Source organism: Nocardiopsis akebiae (assembly GCF_018316795.1).
GTDB lineage: Bacteria > Actinomycetota > Actinomycetes > Streptosporangiales > Streptosporangiaceae > Nocardiopsis > Nocardiopsis dassonvillei.
The window spans coordinates 5,416,449-5,430,775 of record NZ_CP074132.1 but is presented as its reverse complement, the minus strand read 5'-3'; the positions used below and the strand labels follow the sequence as shown (position 1 = coordinate 5,430,775).

General features: G+C 70.0%; 12 protein-coding genes. 5 read left to right on the top strand and 7 right to left on the bottom strand.

Going from position 1 to position 14,327, the window contains the following annotated elements:
* Nucleotides 1-154: 154 nt before the first annotated feature.
* Nucleotides 155-421, bottom strand: coding sequence for a GntR family transcriptional regulator (locus KGD83_RS23180; protein WP_013151570.1), 267 nt, complete (start codon nt 419-421; stop codon nt 155-157).
* Nucleotides 422-845: 424 nt separating this feature from the next.
* On the opposite strand from KGD83_RS23180, the gene KGD83_RS23175 reads away from it, so the two are divergent.
* The gene (locus tag KGD83_RS23175; protein WP_165435999.1) at nt 846-998 is read left to right on the top strand and encodes a hypothetical protein; all 153 of its coding nucleotides are present in this window, start codon (nt 846-848) and stop codon (nt 996-998) included.
* Nucleotides 999-1,736: 738 nt separating this feature from the next.
* On the opposite strand, the gene fabG is transcribed toward KGD83_RS23175, so the two are convergent.
* Nucleotides 1,737-2,474 carry a 3-oxoacyl-ACP reductase FabG gene (gene fabG / locus KGD83_RS23170; protein WP_212641160.1) on the bottom strand — a complete coding sequence of 246 codons (738 nt, stop codon included), beginning with the start codon at nt 2,472-2,474 and terminating at the stop codon, nt 1,737-1,739.
* A 340-nt stretch (nt 2,475-2,814) separates the two neighbouring features.
* On the opposite strand from fabG, the gene KGD83_RS23165 reads away from it, so the two are divergent.
* Nucleotides 2,815-3,312, top strand: coding sequence for an ATP-binding protein (locus KGD83_RS23165; RefSeq protein ID WP_212644570.1), 498 nt, complete (start codon nt 2,815-2,817; stop codon nt 3,310-3,312).
* 249 nt (nt 3,313-3,561) lie between these two features.
* Nucleotides 3,562-4,410: a helix-turn-helix domain-containing protein gene (locus tag KGD83_RS23160; RefSeq protein WP_212641159.1), complete on the top strand. Its 849-nt coding sequence runs from the start codon at nt 3,562-3,564 to the stop codon at nt 4,408-4,410.
* Nucleotides 4,411-4,641: 231 nt separating this feature from the next.
* Here the strand turns inward: KGD83_RS23160 and KGD83_RS23155 are convergent, their stop codons facing one another.
* From KGD83_RS23155 to KGD83_RS23135, 5 genes are all read right to left on the bottom strand, one after another.
* Nucleotides 4,642-4,875, bottom strand: a complete 234-nt coding sequence (locus KGD83_RS23155) for a DUF397 domain-containing protein (protein WP_013151575.1) — start codon at nt 4,873-4,875, stop codon at nt 4,642-4,644.
* A gap of 411 nt (nt 4,876-5,286) precedes the next feature.
* Nucleotides 5,287-6,354 carry a metal ABC transporter substrate-binding protein gene (locus KGD83_RS23150; RefSeq protein WP_249352006.1) on the bottom strand — a complete coding sequence of 356 codons (1,068 nt, stop codon included), beginning with the start codon at nt 6,352-6,354 and terminating at the stop codon, nt 5,287-5,289.
* Between the two features lie 142 nt (nt 6,355-6,496).
* Nucleotides 6,497-7,168 carry a potassium channel family protein gene (locus KGD83_RS23145; RefSeq protein WP_013151577.1) on the bottom strand — a complete coding sequence of 224 codons (672 nt, stop codon included), beginning with the start codon at nt 7,166-7,168 and terminating at the stop codon, nt 6,497-6,499.
* A gap of 28 nt (nt 7,169-7,196) precedes the next feature.
* On the bottom strand, nt 7,197-8,648 hold the full coding sequence (locus KGD83_RS23140) for a TrkH family potassium uptake protein (protein WP_212641158.1): 1,452 nt from the start codon (nt 8,646-8,648) through the stop codon (nt 7,197-7,199).
* 243 nt (nt 8,649-8,891) lie between these two features.
* A complete protein-coding gene (locus tag KGD83_RS23135; RefSeq protein WP_212641157.1) occupies nt 8,892-9,806 on the bottom strand; it encodes a cation diffusion facilitator family transporter in 915 nt (304 codons plus the stop codon).
* Nucleotides 9,807-9,923: 117 nt separating this feature from the next.
* On the opposite strand from KGD83_RS23135, the gene cmtR reads away from it, so the two are divergent.
* Both cmtR and KGD83_RS23125 read left to right on the top strand, forming a co-directional pair.
* Complete coding sequence (gene cmtR / locus KGD83_RS23130; protein ID WP_212641156.1) at nt 9,924-10,253, top strand: Cd(II)/Pb(II)-sensing metalloregulatory transcriptional regulator CmtR; 330 nt, start codon at nt 9,924-9,926, stop codon at nt 10,251-10,253.
* A gap of 674 nt (nt 10,254-10,927) precedes the next feature.
* Nucleotides 10,928-14,131 (top strand): efflux RND transporter permease subunit, encoded by a 3,204-nt coding sequence (locus KGD83_RS23125; RefSeq protein WP_212641155.1) that lies wholly within the window; start codon nt 10,928-10,930, stop codon nt 14,129-14,131.
* The last annotated feature ends 196 nt before the right edge of the window (nt 14,132-14,327 follow it).

Genomic DNA, 14,327 nt, shown 5'->3' with positions numbered 1-14,327 from the left:
GGCACCAACAAGCCACGCGGGTCTAGGTTCGTGGCTGTCCTAGACCCTTCCAGGGGCCCGGAGAGAGAACGGGCCCCACGCGCTCCGCCGTCCGCTTCCGGCGGAGCGCACACGGCCCCGGGAACGCTGACACGGGCGCGTTTCCGGGGCCGCTTTACGTATGGACCGGCCACGCTCCCTTGCCGTTGGACACGCGGACCCGTCCGTGTTCTGCGAGCACGGAGACCGCCCGTTGCGCAGTCCCCCGCGAAACGCCGTATGCGGTTTGCAGCTTCGCCACAGATGGAAGCGGAGTGTCCTCCGGGAAGTCTCCACGGTCGATCCTGGCCGCAAGGATGGCCGCAAGTTGCACGTACTTCGGTTCCGGGCCCTCCTTGATACGGCTGTTCGGTCCGTACCCGTCAGGAAGCGGTGTGGTCATGTGCCCAATGGTGTCACGGTGGGTAGCTCTGAACTCTGTAGACAGGTCTGAACGGTTGCGGTAGCGTCACGGGTGCCGAAACGGCAGAGCCCCGGCGGGTGCTGGTAACACCCCCGGGGCCATGGTCAACGCTTACAGGAGCGTCAACATGCACACCCTACTTTCCGTGCTCGCAACCCTCGTTCGGTTGCTCCGCCCGGCCCGGGGACTCCACGCGGGCCCCGGTGACTTCCTCCGCGAACTCCAGGCGGAGGCGCGGGCCCGACGCGCGAACCGCGTCCGCCGTTACGCGGCCGACCCTGTTCCCGCTTGTCCGGCCGGACCGGGTTACGTGTATCCGTCTCCGTGCGGAGCGGCCCCCCTGGAAGCGGGCCGGACGTCCCGCGTTCCGGCCCCGCGTCGTTCTCTGGACAAGGTCCTGTCCGTGGCGCTCCGCCCGGCCCCGACGGACTACGTCCCCGTGGTGGACCCGGAAGGCGTCCAGCCTCCGGCCGCGATGGTGCGCGGGTACTACTGCGCACACGAGGCAAGCCAGGACGCGACGCGCGCGACCCGCATGGCGAAGGTGACCGCGTGAGCACCCCCGTATTCATTCCCTGCTCTGTAGACGCATGCGTCAACCGTGCGCACCACGCGGATATTCACCGTGACGCCGATGGCAACGCCGTAGGGCCGTGTGCCGCACGCCGCCCCGGTTGGGAACACGGTCCGGCTATCGGACGCCGTCGTCTGCCGTGTGTGCTTCCACCGGGACACACGGGTCCGCACGCCAACGCGCTTAACGACCCGTGGAACGAGGACAGCATGCCGGAGCATGCACGCGGGACCGCGCGTGACGTGGGCACGCGCAATCGTGCGTACGAGGGCCCCGGCGTTGATGCCCTCGTCCGCGAACTCTCCACCGTTCTGGCCAACCCTGGACATCCGGCACATGCGCCCGTCCGGCTCCGGCAGTGTGACCGGTTGTTCGGTGAACTGGACGCACACATGCGCCGAGGCGGCCCCGCTCCCGTGTCATGGCGTGTGGCTCCCGGGGCCTTGCCCGCCTGGGTGTGTGTCGCTGCGTGTTACGGCGCTCTGTCGGAAACTCTCAGAGAACGTGTCGGAGTGACGGCCGCGCGGAGGGTCCTCGTGGACGCCGCGCGCTGGTGGGAATCCCTGGACGAGGCCCTCCGGAGCGGCGGGCCGTTGCCAGAGCCGTGGAAGCGGGACGTGTAGCCGTTCACGCGAGCACCAACGCCCGGAGGGCCCCGCCAGCGTCACAAGCGGGGCCCTCCGTTTTGCGTTCACGGGTCGCGTAGGTTAGTACTTAGTGCTACAGCGGCCCGCCGGCGACGTAGAGGACCTGGCCCGAGACGAACCCGGCCTCCTCGCCGGTGAGGAAGGCGACGGCGTTGGCGATGTCCTCGGGCACGCCCACCCGGCGCACCGGGATCTCGGCCTCCTTGAAGGCCTTCATGTCCTCGTACTCGACGCCGATGCGCTCCGCGGTCGCCCTGGTCATGGCGGTCTCGATGAAGCCGGGCGCGACAGCGTTGCAGGTCACGCCGAACTTGCCCAGCTCGATCGCCAGGGTCTTGGTGAAGCCCTGGAGCCCGGCCTTGGCCGCCGAGTAGTTGGCCTGGCCCCGGTTGCCCAGCGCGGAGGAGCTGGACAGGTTGACGATCCGGCCCCAGCCGCCCGAGGTCATGTGGGCCTGGGCGGCCTTGCTCATCAGGAACGAGCCCCGCAGGTGCACGTTCATCACGGTGTCCCAGTCCTCCACGGACATCTTGAACAGCAGGTTGTCGCGCAGGACGCCCGCGTTGTTCACCAGGATCGCGGGCGGACCCAGGCGCTCGGCCACGGTGTCGACGGCGGCGGTCACCTGGTCGGGGTCGGACACGTCACAGCCCACGGCCAGGGCGGTGCCGCCCGCGGCGTTGACGCGGTCGACGACCTCCTGGGCGTCGGACTCCCCCAGGTCCAGCACTGCGACGGAGCGGCCCTCGCGCGCCAGGCGCTCAGCGACGGCGGCACCGATCCCACGGGCCGCACCGGTCACAATGGCCACACGGGGCGTTGGTGACATGGGATTACCTCCAAGAGTTCGCGTGGTGGGCGCGAGGAGATCCTACCCACATGCCAACCGGTCGGTAGGTGTACGGGGTGCGTCCGGGGCCGGCCCGCCCTCAGGCGGGCGGATCCGCGACTACCCGCTTCACGGGTCGGCCGAAGTCGTCTCCCTGTTTGCCTGCACATCGTCGGGGCTTGGCCTACGATTGCCTGCAAGACGAAGATGCACGTGCATTCGAGTCGTGCAGCGGCACGCGCCCGACCTGCACGCCGACACGGCCCGCCCCGGCCGTGTCACCGACGCCCACGCAGCGGTGCGTCAGGGAGGAGTGGAAGGCATGGAGTGCGCTGAGGCGGTGGCCGACCCGGCTGGTGGCTGGTGGCTCAGGGTCCTGACGCACAGTTCCCGCCGCTGGAACACCCCCGTCTGCGGGGACCGCCACGACGCCGTCACGTGGAGCTTCGAGCCGCGCCCCCACTCGGTGGGGGCGGCGCGCGAGATTTCCGAGGCGCTTCTCCACGAATGGGAGATGCACTACTTGTCCAGCGATGTCGCGGTGGTCGTTTCGGAATTGGTCACCAATGCGCTCCGGCACGGTGGCCCTCTGCCCTTGACAGGGCAGAGCGAGGGCGGTATTCAGCTCTCGCTCATGCGCAGCGGCAGTGAATTCATCTGTGCGGTTCGTGACGGCGGAGACCGGCTGCCGGAGAGAAGGGAAACCGATCTCGACCTGGAGGGCGGCCGGGGGCTTGCCCTGGTGAGTGCTTTCGCGCGAGAGTGGGGTGTGATTCCCACGCCGCCCGGTGGAAAGTTCGTTTGGGCGCAATTCGTGTGAGTCCCGGGGTTCCCGCCGGGCGCCGCGCCGGATCACTCCCGGCGGCGGGGCCCTCCCCGGAGGTGCCGGGGGATCCGCCAGCGAGGCGAAGGCACCACTGCTCTATCGTTCTATCGTGTACCTGTAGTGTCTTGTCCGCACGGCAAAGGTGTCCCTTCACACGGATACCCTTGTGCGAGGAATGAGGGAGAGGCGGCGAACGTGGATATCGCTCGATTGCGCCAGGGGAGCGGCCCCACTGTGCGCCGCATGCTGATCGGGCACGAGCTGCGCCAGCTTCGCGAAGCGCGTGGTATCAGCCGAGAGGACGCCGGGAACAAGATTCGGGCATCGGCGTCGAAGATCAGCCGTATGGAACTCGGCCGGGTCGGTTTCAAGCTGCGCGATATCGAGGACCTCCTCAAGATGTACGGGGTCTCCGACCGCAAGAGGATCAAGGAAATCCTCGAAGTCGCGCGCGAATCCAACAAGCCCGGTTGGTGGAAGGAGTACGGGGAGTCACTGCACAAGTGGTTCATCCGCTACGTCGGCTTCGAGGAGGCCGCCGACCACATCCGCATCTACGAGTCCCAGTTCGTCCCGGGTCTTCTCCAGACCGAGGAGTACGCGCGGGCGGTCATCTCCGGCGGCGTGGAGACCGACGAGGTCACCGAGCAGCGCGTCGACGCCAGACTCAAGAGACAGCGGCGCCTGCGCACCGATACGAGCATGCGCATGTGGGTGATCCTCGACGAGGCGGCGGTCCGCAGACCGATCGGCGGCCCGGAGGCCGGGCGCGAGATCATGCGCGGCCAGCTGGAGTGGCTCATCCAGCTGAGCAAGGAGTACGACAACATCACGCTCCAGATCGTTCCCTTCGCGGTGGGCGCGCACGCGGCCGAGGCGGGGTCGTTCACGCTCCTGCGCTACTCGGAGTTCGAGCTCGCGGACATGGTCTACCTGGAGCAGCTCACCGACGGCGAGATCATCGACCGCAGGCCGGTGGTGGAGGCCTACACCAAGGCCATGACCCGGCTCAGCGTCGCCGCGGCCACGCCGGACGAGACGCTGGAACTGCTGGAGCAGATGTTGGAGGACCTGGACAAGGAAACCGGCTGAGCAGCTGCGTGGGACGGGAGGAGGGACCCCGAACACGCTCCCAGGGATACGAGAGGCTCGCCGAGGCGGGCCTTTCCGGGTTTCGGGGCACGTGCGCGCACGCGGACGGCCCCGCGGTCGCGGAGCGGCCGGGGCGCGGCGATCGGGCGGTGCCCGAGGAAGGGGTCACCGCCGAGCGGTAACCCCTCCTGTGTGCGTCGGGGCGAAACGCGCCCGACGGGACGAAAGGCCCTAGCTGAGCAGGTTGTCGAAGTCCCCGTCCTTGGCGCCCAGGATGAGGCAGTCGATCTCCTCCTGGGTGTAGACCAGCGCAGGTCCGGACGGGAACCGAGAATTGCGTACGGCGATGGAGCCGTCGCCGAGGCGGGCCATCTCGACGCAGGCACCCTGCGAGTTGCTGCGCCGGGCCTTCTGCCAGGCGGCCTCGGTGAGCTGGGTCGCGGGGATGCCGTTGTGTGCGGTCATGCTGCTCCTTTTTTCGTCGAGGGGAACGTCCGTGCTTATGCACTGCCACATGCACGTGCATTGGCACCGACACGTTCACAAGCATAGCGTGACCCCCGCCACTTGTCCGAGGGTTTGGTGGTATGTAAGCGCCATGTAATCCATGGCCTGCCCGTGTGTTGCGCCCACGTGTCCCGGGGGCTGTTTCGGTCGGGAGGCAAAGGCGGTTAGGACGCGCGGCTCCCCCTGACAGGGGAACAGGGGATCGGTAACACGCGGGCATTCCGGGCCGTGGGGGCGCGGGGGCGCGGGATGCGCGGACACCCCGCCCGGCGGGAGGGCGGTGCGGGGAGGGAGCGGGCACGCGACGGCCCCGTCGGCCGGGGCGGGTGCCCGGGGCCGACGGGGCCGGTGCGGTGGACGGGGCGGGAGTCAGGAGCAGGACAGCGCGGTGGTCAGCGCCTCCAGGTTGCCCCGCATGATCGACGGGTAGTCGTCGCCGGGGGAGTCCTCGGTGACGCCCTCCAGCGGGTCGAGCACCTCCACCTGGGCGCCGGTCTCGGCGGCGATGGTCTCGGCGGTCGCCGCGGGCATCAGCGGCTCGGTGAAGATCGTCTCGATGCCGCGCTCGTTGACGACGTCGGTGATGGCCGCGATCTGCGAGGGGGAGGGCTCGGTCTCGGGGTCCACCCCGCTGACCCCGATCTGCTCCAGGCCGTAGGCCTCGGTCAGGTAGGTGAAGGCGGTGTGCCCCACGACCACCTCGTCGTGCTCGCAGGAGGACAGCCCCTCCTCGTACTCCTGGCCGATCGCCTCCAGTTCGGCGGTCACGGCCTCCACGCCCTGGGCGTAGCCTTCGGCGCCCTCGGGATTGACCTCGGCCATCCGGTCGCCGAGCGCCTGGGCGGTCTGGGCCATCAGGTCCACGTCCAGCCAGAAGTGGGGGTCGTACTCGCCGTGGTCGTGCCCCTCCTCGGCGGCGGCCTCCTCCTCCGCGTGCGCCTCGTCCTCTGCGTGGTCGTGGCCCTCCTCGTCGTGGCCGTGCTCCTCCTCGCCGTGCCCGTGCCCCTCCTCGGCGTGCCCGTCGCCTTCGGCGTGGTCGTGGCCGCCCTCTCCCGCAGGGTGCAGCTCCACGACGTCGGCGACGTTGAACGCGCTCTCGGCGGCCTCCTGCGTGATCGCCTCGTCCACGGCGGGCTGGAGGCCCTCCACGTAGAAGGCGACGTCGGACTCGCTGACCTCGGCGACCTGGCGGCCCGTCAGCTCCAGGTCGTGGGGTTCGGTGCCGGGCTCGGTGAGCTGGACGACCGCCACCCGGTCGCCGCCGATCCGCTCGGCCAGCCACTCCAGGGGGTAGACGCCGGTGACCACGGTCAGGTCCGCGTCGGCGGGTGAGACACCCGAGTCGTCCGCCCCCTCGCCGCCGCTTCCGCAGGCGGTGATCGTCAGAAGTGTCGCGGCGCCGAGGGCGGCGGCCCGCACGGTTGTCCCAGTTCGCATGGGTCAATTGTCGGGAGAATGAAAACGGTTGTCAATTTGTCTGTTTGGAGCGGACCGCTCACGCGCCCCCGGAACCGCCGTCCGCGGGCACGGGGAGCGGGCGGCCGGACGCGGAACCGGGGGAGCCGCGCGGCCCCCCGGCTCAGGTGGACTCGGAGAAGCGCTCCACGTCGTCGGTGCGCCCCGCGACCACGATCACGTCGCCCTTGTTCAGCACCGTCTCCTGGGTGGCGTAGGTGAACTCCTCCCCCATCCGCTTCACCGACACCACCGTGATCCCGTAGTGCTGGCGCACCCGCGTCTCGCGCAGCGTCTTGCCGATGAGCTCCTTGGGCGCCTTGGTCTTGCCCAGGGAGAAGCCCTCCTCCAGCTCCACGTAGTCGAGCATCCTGCCCGACAGCAGGTGCGCCACCCGCTCACCCATGTCGTGCTCGGGCAGCACCACGTGGGTGGCCCCGACCTGTTCCAGGATGCGGCCGTGGCGGCGGCTCGTCGCCTTCGCCCAGATGTTGGACACGCCCATGTCCACCAGCAGGGAGGTGGCCAGGATGCTCTCCTCCAGGTGGGTGCCGATGGCCACCACCGCGCTGTGGAACTGGCCCGCGCCGACCTGGCGCAGCGCCTCCTCGTCGGTGGCGTCGGCGATCACCGTGTGCGTGAGCGCGTCGGCGAAGGACTGCACCAGCCGCGGGCTGGAGTCCACGCCCAGCACCTCCCACCCCCGGCTGACCAGCTCCAGGCCGAGCGAACTGCCGAACCGGCCCAGGCCGATGACCAGGACCCGCTTGTCGGTGAGTCTCCTGTGCTGCTGCACGGTGTCCCTTCCTTCCCTCGGAGTGCTCTCAGCCGATGATCGGCCGCGCCTCGGCGAGATCGTAGCGCCGGCGGTGGTCGCGGAAGGCCAGCGCCGTCACGAAGGTGATGGGGCCGATCCGGCCCGCCACCATCAGCAGGGCCAGCAGGAACTGGGTCCACGGCGCCAGTTCCGCGGTGATGCCCGTGGACAGGCCGACCACGCCGACGGCCGAGACCACCTCGAACATCACCGGGAGCAGTTCGAACGGGGTGGTGCGCACCAGCAGGACGGTGGTGAAGGCCACGACCGTCGCGGACAGGAACACCAGGCTCAGCGACTGCCGGATCACCTCGGGCGACAGCTGGCGTCCGTAGACGTGCACCTTGTCGTTGCCGCGGACCTCGGCCGCCACCACCAGGAAGATCACCGCCAGGGTGGCCACCTTGATGCCCCCGGCCGTTCCGGCGCTGCCGTTGCCGACGAACATCAGCATGATCGTCACCAGCAGCGTGGCGTCCTCCATCTCCCCGGTGTCCACGGAGTTGAGGCCGCCGCTGCGCGGCATCACGCCGTGGAAGAAGCCGTCGACCAGCCGGGACCACCAGTGCATCTGCCCGAGGGTCTGGGGGTTGTGCCACTCCATCAGGGTGACCAGCAGGGCCCCGCCCACGAAGAGGATCGAGGTGGTGGTGACGGTGAGCTTGGTGTGCAGGCTCCACAGGCGCGGGGTGCGCAGTTCGCGCCGCAGCTCCAGCAGGACGGGGAAGCCGATGCCGCCCAGGATCACCGCCAGGGCGACCGGCACCAGGATGAACGCGTCGCCGGAGAACCGCATCATGCTGTCCCCGTACAGGGAGAGACCGGCGTTGTTGAAGGCCGAGACCGAGTGGAAGAAGCCCGAGTAGGCGGCCTCCCCGAGCGTCATGTCGTAGCCCAGCCACAACCTCGGGGTGATCAGCAGGAACGTCAGTCCCTGACAGATGAGGAAGATCAGGGCCACCCGGCTGACCAGGCCGCGTACGTCTCCCACCCACATGCTCCGGGTCTCGGTCTGCACGGTCAGCTGCATGCGCAGTCCGAACCGGCGGATCATCGCGGTGCCCAGCAGGGAGGCCAGGGTCATGATGCCCATGCCGCCCACCTGCATGAGCGCCAGGACCACCCCCTGACCGAAGGCGTTGAGGTCGTTGCCGATGCTGACCACGCTCAGCCCGCACACCGAGAGCGCCGAGGTCGCGGTGAAGAAGGCCTCGACGAACCCCAGTCCCCGGTGGTCGGGCGTGGTCAGCGGTGTCATCAGCAGCGCCGTGCCCATCAGGTCCACGACCACGTAGGCCATGAGGAACACGCGCGCGGGCTGGCGCCACGTGCTGGCCTCGCGGGTGGTGCTCAGTTCCCGGCGCAGTTTGTACGACAGCCTCGCCGCCCTGAGCGGCAGGAGTGAGCCGCGCAGTCTGCGCAGGGAGCGCAGCCCCGTTCTCAGCCGGTTCTCACTCATCGCTGACCGCGGGTCGGGAAGGGTGCCACGGTGTCTCCTTAGACGTTCCTGGGCGCGGGGAAGTGTGCCGGAGGGTTGCGATCGCGGCACGCCGACCGCCCGTCCTGCATCGTAACCGCGCGGGGGGTGTGCCGGTGGCGCCCGCGGCGGTCTCCACCAGCGGGGACGCGGCCCCGCACCCGGGCCCGCTGCGGCGCCCCGACGCGGGCCCGGGCGCGCCGACCGGGTGCGCCCCGCCCCAGGTCATGCGTGGCGGGCGCCCTCGTGGTCGGCGTGGCCGGGCGGCTCCAGCTGCAGGGTGGAGTGCTCGACGTCGAAGTGACCGGTCAGGCACTCGTGGAGTTCGTCCAGCATGCGGCCGCTGTCGCGCAGGTGCTCCTCGGCGACCACCACGTGCGCCGACATCACGGGCACGCCGGAGGTGATGGTCCAGGCGTGCAGGTCGTGGACGTCCAGGACTGCGGGGTGTCCGAGCAGGTGGTCGCGGACCTCGCTCAGGTCCATGCCCTGCGGTGTGGCCTCCAGGAGGATGTGCACGGCCTCGCGGAGGAGGGACCACGCGCGGGGCACGATGATCGCCGCGATGCCCAGTGAGACGAGGGTGTCCACCCGGTCCCACCCGGTCAGCCAGACGACGACACCGCCCGCGATCACCCCGACCGAGGCCAGGGCGTCGCTCAGGACCTCCAGGTAGGCGCCCTTGACGTTGAGGCTCGCGCGGGCGCCCGAGCGCAGGACGAGCAGCGCGCCGATGTTCATGACCAGGCCGAAGGCGGCCACTGCGATCATGCCCGGCCCGGACACGTCGGCGGGCGCGCGGAGCCGTTCGACCGCCTCCACCACGATGAACCCGCACAGGACGAACAGCACCAGCGCGTTGACGGCGGCGGCGAGGATCTCCGCGCGCTGGTAGCCGAAGGTGCGCCTGCTGGTGGCGGGCCGGGCTGCGATCCACACGGCCACCAGGGCCAGGGCCACTCCGAAGGAGTCGGTGACGGTGTGCCCGGCGTCGGCGAGCAGGGCCAGGCTGTCGCTGAGCGCGGCGCCGACCACCTGGACCACGGCGACGGCGAGCATCATCCCCAGGACCACCGCCAGCCGCCTGCTGTTGGCGGCTCCGGCGGTGACGCCGTGCCCGTGGTCGTGTCCCAGGCCCATCAGCCCTCCCGTTCCGACGTCCTCTCCCGGGGGCGCCGTCCGCGGCGCCCATGGTTCAGCCTCCACTGTTTATACAGCCTGTGCTGTCTATACAGCAAGCCATGTACAATGGTTTTCATGTTGACCTCCGAGCAGCGCCTGTCCGCCATCCACCGGCTCGGCCGCGCCCTGTCCGACCCCACCCGCTGCCGCCTCCTGCTGGCGCTCCTCGACGGTCCCCACTACCCCGCCGGACTCGCCGACCAACTGGGGCTCACCCGCCAGAACGTCTCCAACCACCTCGCCTGCCTGCGCGACTGCGGTCTGGTGAGCACCTCCGCGCGCGGGCGCCAGGTCAGCTACGCACTCGTGGACGACTCCCTGGCCCACGCCCTGGAGGACCTCCTGCGCGTGGTGTGGGGTACCGCGCAGCCGCACGAGGCCCCCGGCGAGCCCCGGTCCGCCTGAGCGCCGCCGCCGCGGGGGCGTCCGGCGGCGTCCGGCGGCGGCCGGTCCGGTGCGCGTGCGCACCGGGCGCACGCCTCCCCGTCACCGCGTGTCCGGGCGCCTGGCTCCCCGCCGCACCCGCCCCGTCACCCCCGGTGTCCCCGTGTCCGGACCGTTTCCGGTTGGCCGGAAGTTGCCACCGTGATGTCCGTTACAGGGCGCGCCCTCCGCGCGGGCACAGGACGCCGCATTTCATCCCATCCGGCTCCGACTTACGGATGAGGACACCTACTTTGGTCAGAAACCGACCCTGCCAGAAGGCTGACGCGTCCCTGAGACTTCCCTGAATCGCGCGGGGAGAGCCCCAAGTCCCGATATAACGCGACGTATGGTGAGTAGAGCGCCCGGCAGGTGCACGAGGCCCGGCAGAGGCGGCCGACACGGCCGCCCCGCACCCGGCAGCCGGACACCGGTACCGCTGTCACCACACCTTCGATCCCGGTCCCGGAACCGGCGGACGACCGTGTGCTGCCCCGGCGCGTACACGCGCTCGACGACCCACACATCACGGCCCGCCCCGTGTCCGCAGTGAACTAGGAGCGAGAACCTCTCATGTCCAGATCGGCCGCAAGGGCCCGCGCCGCGGGTCTCCCCCGGACGGGGACCGCTGCCACCAGCGTGGAAGGGACCCAGGTATGAACCGCGCCGCGGTCATGTCGCTCGGCAACCGGGCACTGGTCCTGCTCATCACCCTGGCAGTCCTCTTCTTCGGAGTCCTCGCAGCGGCGTCGGCCAAACGCGAGCTCTTCCCCGACATGTCCCTGCCGATGGTGATGGTCTCCGGCACCTACCAGGGGGCCGCCCCCCAGGTGGTGGAGAGCCAGGTCACCGAGCCGCTGGAACAGGCCGTCCAGAGCGTCCCGGGCGTCACCACGGTCACCTCGACCTCCAGCACCGGCTCCTCCCAGGTCACGGTCGAGTTCGACTACGGCCAGGACCAGGACGACCTCGTCCGCCAGACCCAGATCGCCGTCGACCAGGTCGCGGGCATGCTTCCCGAGGGCGTCGACACCAGCGTCATGTCCTTCAGCACGGACATGATGCCGGTCGTGATGCTCGCGGCGGGCGCCGCCGACGGCGACGACCAGGCCATGGTCGACCCGCTGGAGACCCACCTCATCCCCGAACTGGAGTCCGTCGAGGGCGTGCGCTCGGCGACGCTCACCGGCGCGGTGGAGTCCGACGTGGTCGTCACGCCGGACGAGGACGAACTCGCCGAGAACGGCCTGTCCCCGCAGAGCCTCGTGGACGCCCTGCAGTCCAGCGGCCTGCTCCAGCCGGGCGGGGACGTCGAGTCCGACGGCCGCAGCCTGAGCGTGACCACCGGTGACCAGTTCACCTCGATCGAGCAGGTCGAGGAGGTCTGGCTCCAGCCCGCCGCCGCGGGCGCGGACATGTCCGCCGCGGCGCCCGGCGCGCCCCCGGCCGCCCCGGCCGACCCGGTCCGGCTCTCCGAGGTCGCCGACGTCGAACTCGTCCAGGACGAGGCCTCCAGCCTGGCGCGCGTCAACGGAGACCCGAGCATCGGCGTCATGGTCATGAAGACCCCCGACGGCAACACCGTCGAGGTCTCCGAGGGAGTCCAGGCGGTCCTGGACGACCAGGCCGACGTCCTGGGCGAGGACATCGACATCAGCGTGGTCTTCGACCAGGCCCCCTACATCAACGAGTCCATCGTCGCGATGCTCGAAGAGGGCGGCATGGGCCTGCTGGCCGCCGTGATCGTCATCCTGGTCTTCCTGTTCTCGATCCGCTCCACCCTGGTGATCGCGGTGTCGATCCCGGTCTCGGTGCTGATCGGGTTCCTGGGCATGCAGGCGTTCGACTTCTCGCTGAACATGCTCACCCTCGCCGCCATCACCATCTCCATCGGGCGCGTGGTGGACGACTCCATCGTGGTCCTGGAGAACATCCGCAGGCACCTGGACTACGGCAAGGAGCGGATGGCCGCGGTCAAGCAGGGCGTGCGCGAGGTCGCCGCCGCCGTGGTCTCCTCCACGCTCGCGACCATCGCCGTGTTCCTGCCGCTGGCCTTCGTCGGCGGCCAGGTCGGCGAGATCTTCCTGCCGTTCGCGGTCACCGCCAGCCTGGCCCTCGCCGCCTCCCTGATCGTCTCCATCACGCTCATCCCGGTGCTGTGCTACTGGTTCATGAGCCCCAGGGACATCGGGGACGCCACCCAGGAGGAGATCGAGCGCGAGGAGTACGAGCGGGAGATGCGCAGCCCGCTCCAGCGCGCCTACCTGCCGGTCATCCGCTGGATCACCACCAAGCGCAGGACCGCCACGATCACCACGCTCCTCGCCAGCGTCTTCATCTTCGGCGGCACGGTCGTCATGGCCAGCGGCATCGAGACCGACTGGATGGGCCAGTCCGAGGAGAACACCTACCAGGTCGTCCAGGAGCTGCCCCCGGGCACGTCCCTGGATGTCGCCGACGAGGAGGCGGCCAAGGTCGAGGACCTCCTCGCCGGCTACGCCTGGGTGGAGTCCTACCAGACCAACGTCGGCGGCGGCGGTATGGCCGCCATGATGGGCGGCGGCGGTGCGGCCCAGGTGGACTACAGCATCACCGCGGACCCCGACACCGACCAGACCCGCAACCGCGAGGTGCTGCGCACGGCCCTGGAGGACCTGGACACCGAGTACGAGCCGCGCCTGAGCGCCATGGCCGCCATGGGCGGTTCGAGCATCGAGGTGCGGGTCAGCGCCGACGACCAGGACACCCTGGCCGAGGCGGCCGGGATGGTCGAGGAGGAGCTGCGCGGCATCGACGGCGCCGACGACGTCGCCAACAGCATCTCCGAGTCCCAGCCCGCGCTGGAGGTCCGCGTCGACGGCGAGGAGGCCGCCGAGCGGGGCATGACCGAGGCCATGATCGGCCAGCAGGTCACCGCCGCCTTCAACGGGCAGAACGTCGGAACCGTCACCCTCGACGACACGCGCCGCGACATGGTGGTCCGCGTCGACGAGGCGCCCCGGACCGTGGCCGATCTGGAGGACCTGCCCGTCACGGGGCCGACCGGCCAGGCGGTCCCGCTGTCCGACGTCGCCGAGGTGACCGAGGTGCGGCAGCCGCCGGAGCTCACCCGGATCGACGGCATCACCAGTGCAACCGTGTCGGCGAGCGCCACCGGTTCCGACCTGGGCGCGGTGAGCGCCGAGATCACGCAGGCCCTGGACACCATGGACCTTCCCGAGGGCGCCACCGCGACCCTGGGCGGCGTCAGCCAGGACCAGAGCGAGGGCTTCGCGCAGCTGATGCTGGCGATGGTCGCCGCGATCGTCATCTGCTACCTGATCATGGTGGCGACCTTCAAGAGCCTTCTCCAGCCGCTGATGCTGCTGATCTCGGTGCCGTTCGCGATCACCGGTTCGCTGGGGCTGCTCCTGGTCACCGGTACCCCGCTGGGTGTGGCGGGCATGGTCGGCATGCTGATGCTCATCGGTGTGGTGATCACCAACGCCATCGTCCTGATGGACCTGATCAACCAGAACCAGAACAACGGGATGCCGCTCAGGGAGGCGATCGTGGAGGGTGCCCGGCACCGTCTGCGTCCCATCCTCATGACGGCGCTCGCGACCGTCGCGGCGCTGACCCCGATGGCCCTGGGCATCACCGGTGGCGGGGCGTTCATCTCCGCGCCGCTGGCGATCGTGGTGATCGGCGGTCTGCTGTCCTCCACCGTGCTCACGCTGATCCTGGTCCCCGTCCTCTACCAGCTGGTGGAGTGGGGCAGCCAGCGCGGCGCGGCCCGCAGGCAGGCGCGCCGCGAGCTGCGCGGGGAGCGCAGGGCCGCGGCCGCCGGGACCGAGCGCACCAAGGAGCCGGTCGGCTGAGCCCAGGCCGTTCCCGGTTCGGGGGCGCCCCGCGCACTGCGCGGGGCGCCCCTCGCCGTTGTCCGGGCGTCCGGCTTCGCGTCTGCGGGGCGTCGACCGGCCGCAGTGGCGCGAACGTGAGTTCGATAAGGAAAAATTCTGCCGAAGTGTTTCATGGAACGACTTGGCGGTAGTGGGCTGGTATCCGCGCCCGGCC

Bases quoted from the DNA above. Each gene is read 5' to 3' on its own strand.
- KGD83_RS23150 (WP_249352006.1), bottom strand. From the start codon at position 6,354: ATGCGAACTGGGACAACCGTGCGGGCCGCCGCCCTCGGCGCCGCGACA.
- KGD83_RS23160 (WP_212641159.1), top strand. From the start codon at position 3,562: ATGCTGATCGGGCACGAGCTGCGCCAGCTTCGCGAAGCGCGTGGTATC.
- KGD83_RS23140 (WP_212641158.1), bottom strand. From the start codon at position 8,648: ATGAGTGAGAACCGGCTGAGAACGGGGCTGCGCTCCCTGCGCAGACTG.
- cmtR (WP_212641156.1), top strand. From the start codon at position 9,924: ATGTTGACCTCCGAGCAGCGCCTGTCCGCCATCCACCGGCTCGGCCGC.
- KGD83_RS23165 (WP_212644570.1), top strand. From the start codon at position 2,815: ATGGAGTGCGCTGAGGCGGTGGCCGACCCGGCTGGTGGCTGGTGGCTC.
- KGD83_RS23135 (WP_212641157.1), bottom strand. From the start codon at position 9,806: ATGGGCCTGGGACACGACCACGGGCACGGCGTCACCGCCGGAGCCGCC.
- KGD83_RS23180 (WP_013151570.1), bottom strand. From the start codon at position 421: ATGACCACACCGCTTCCTGACGGGTACGGACCGAACAGCCGTATCAAG.
- KGD83_RS23155 (WP_013151575.1), bottom strand. From the start codon at position 4,875: ATGACCGCACACAACGGCATCCCCGCGACCCAGCTCACCGAGGCCGCC.
- KGD83_RS23125 (WP_212641155.1), top strand. From the start codon at position 10,928: ATGAACCGCGCCGCGGTCATGTCGCTCGGCAACCGGGCACTGGTCCTG.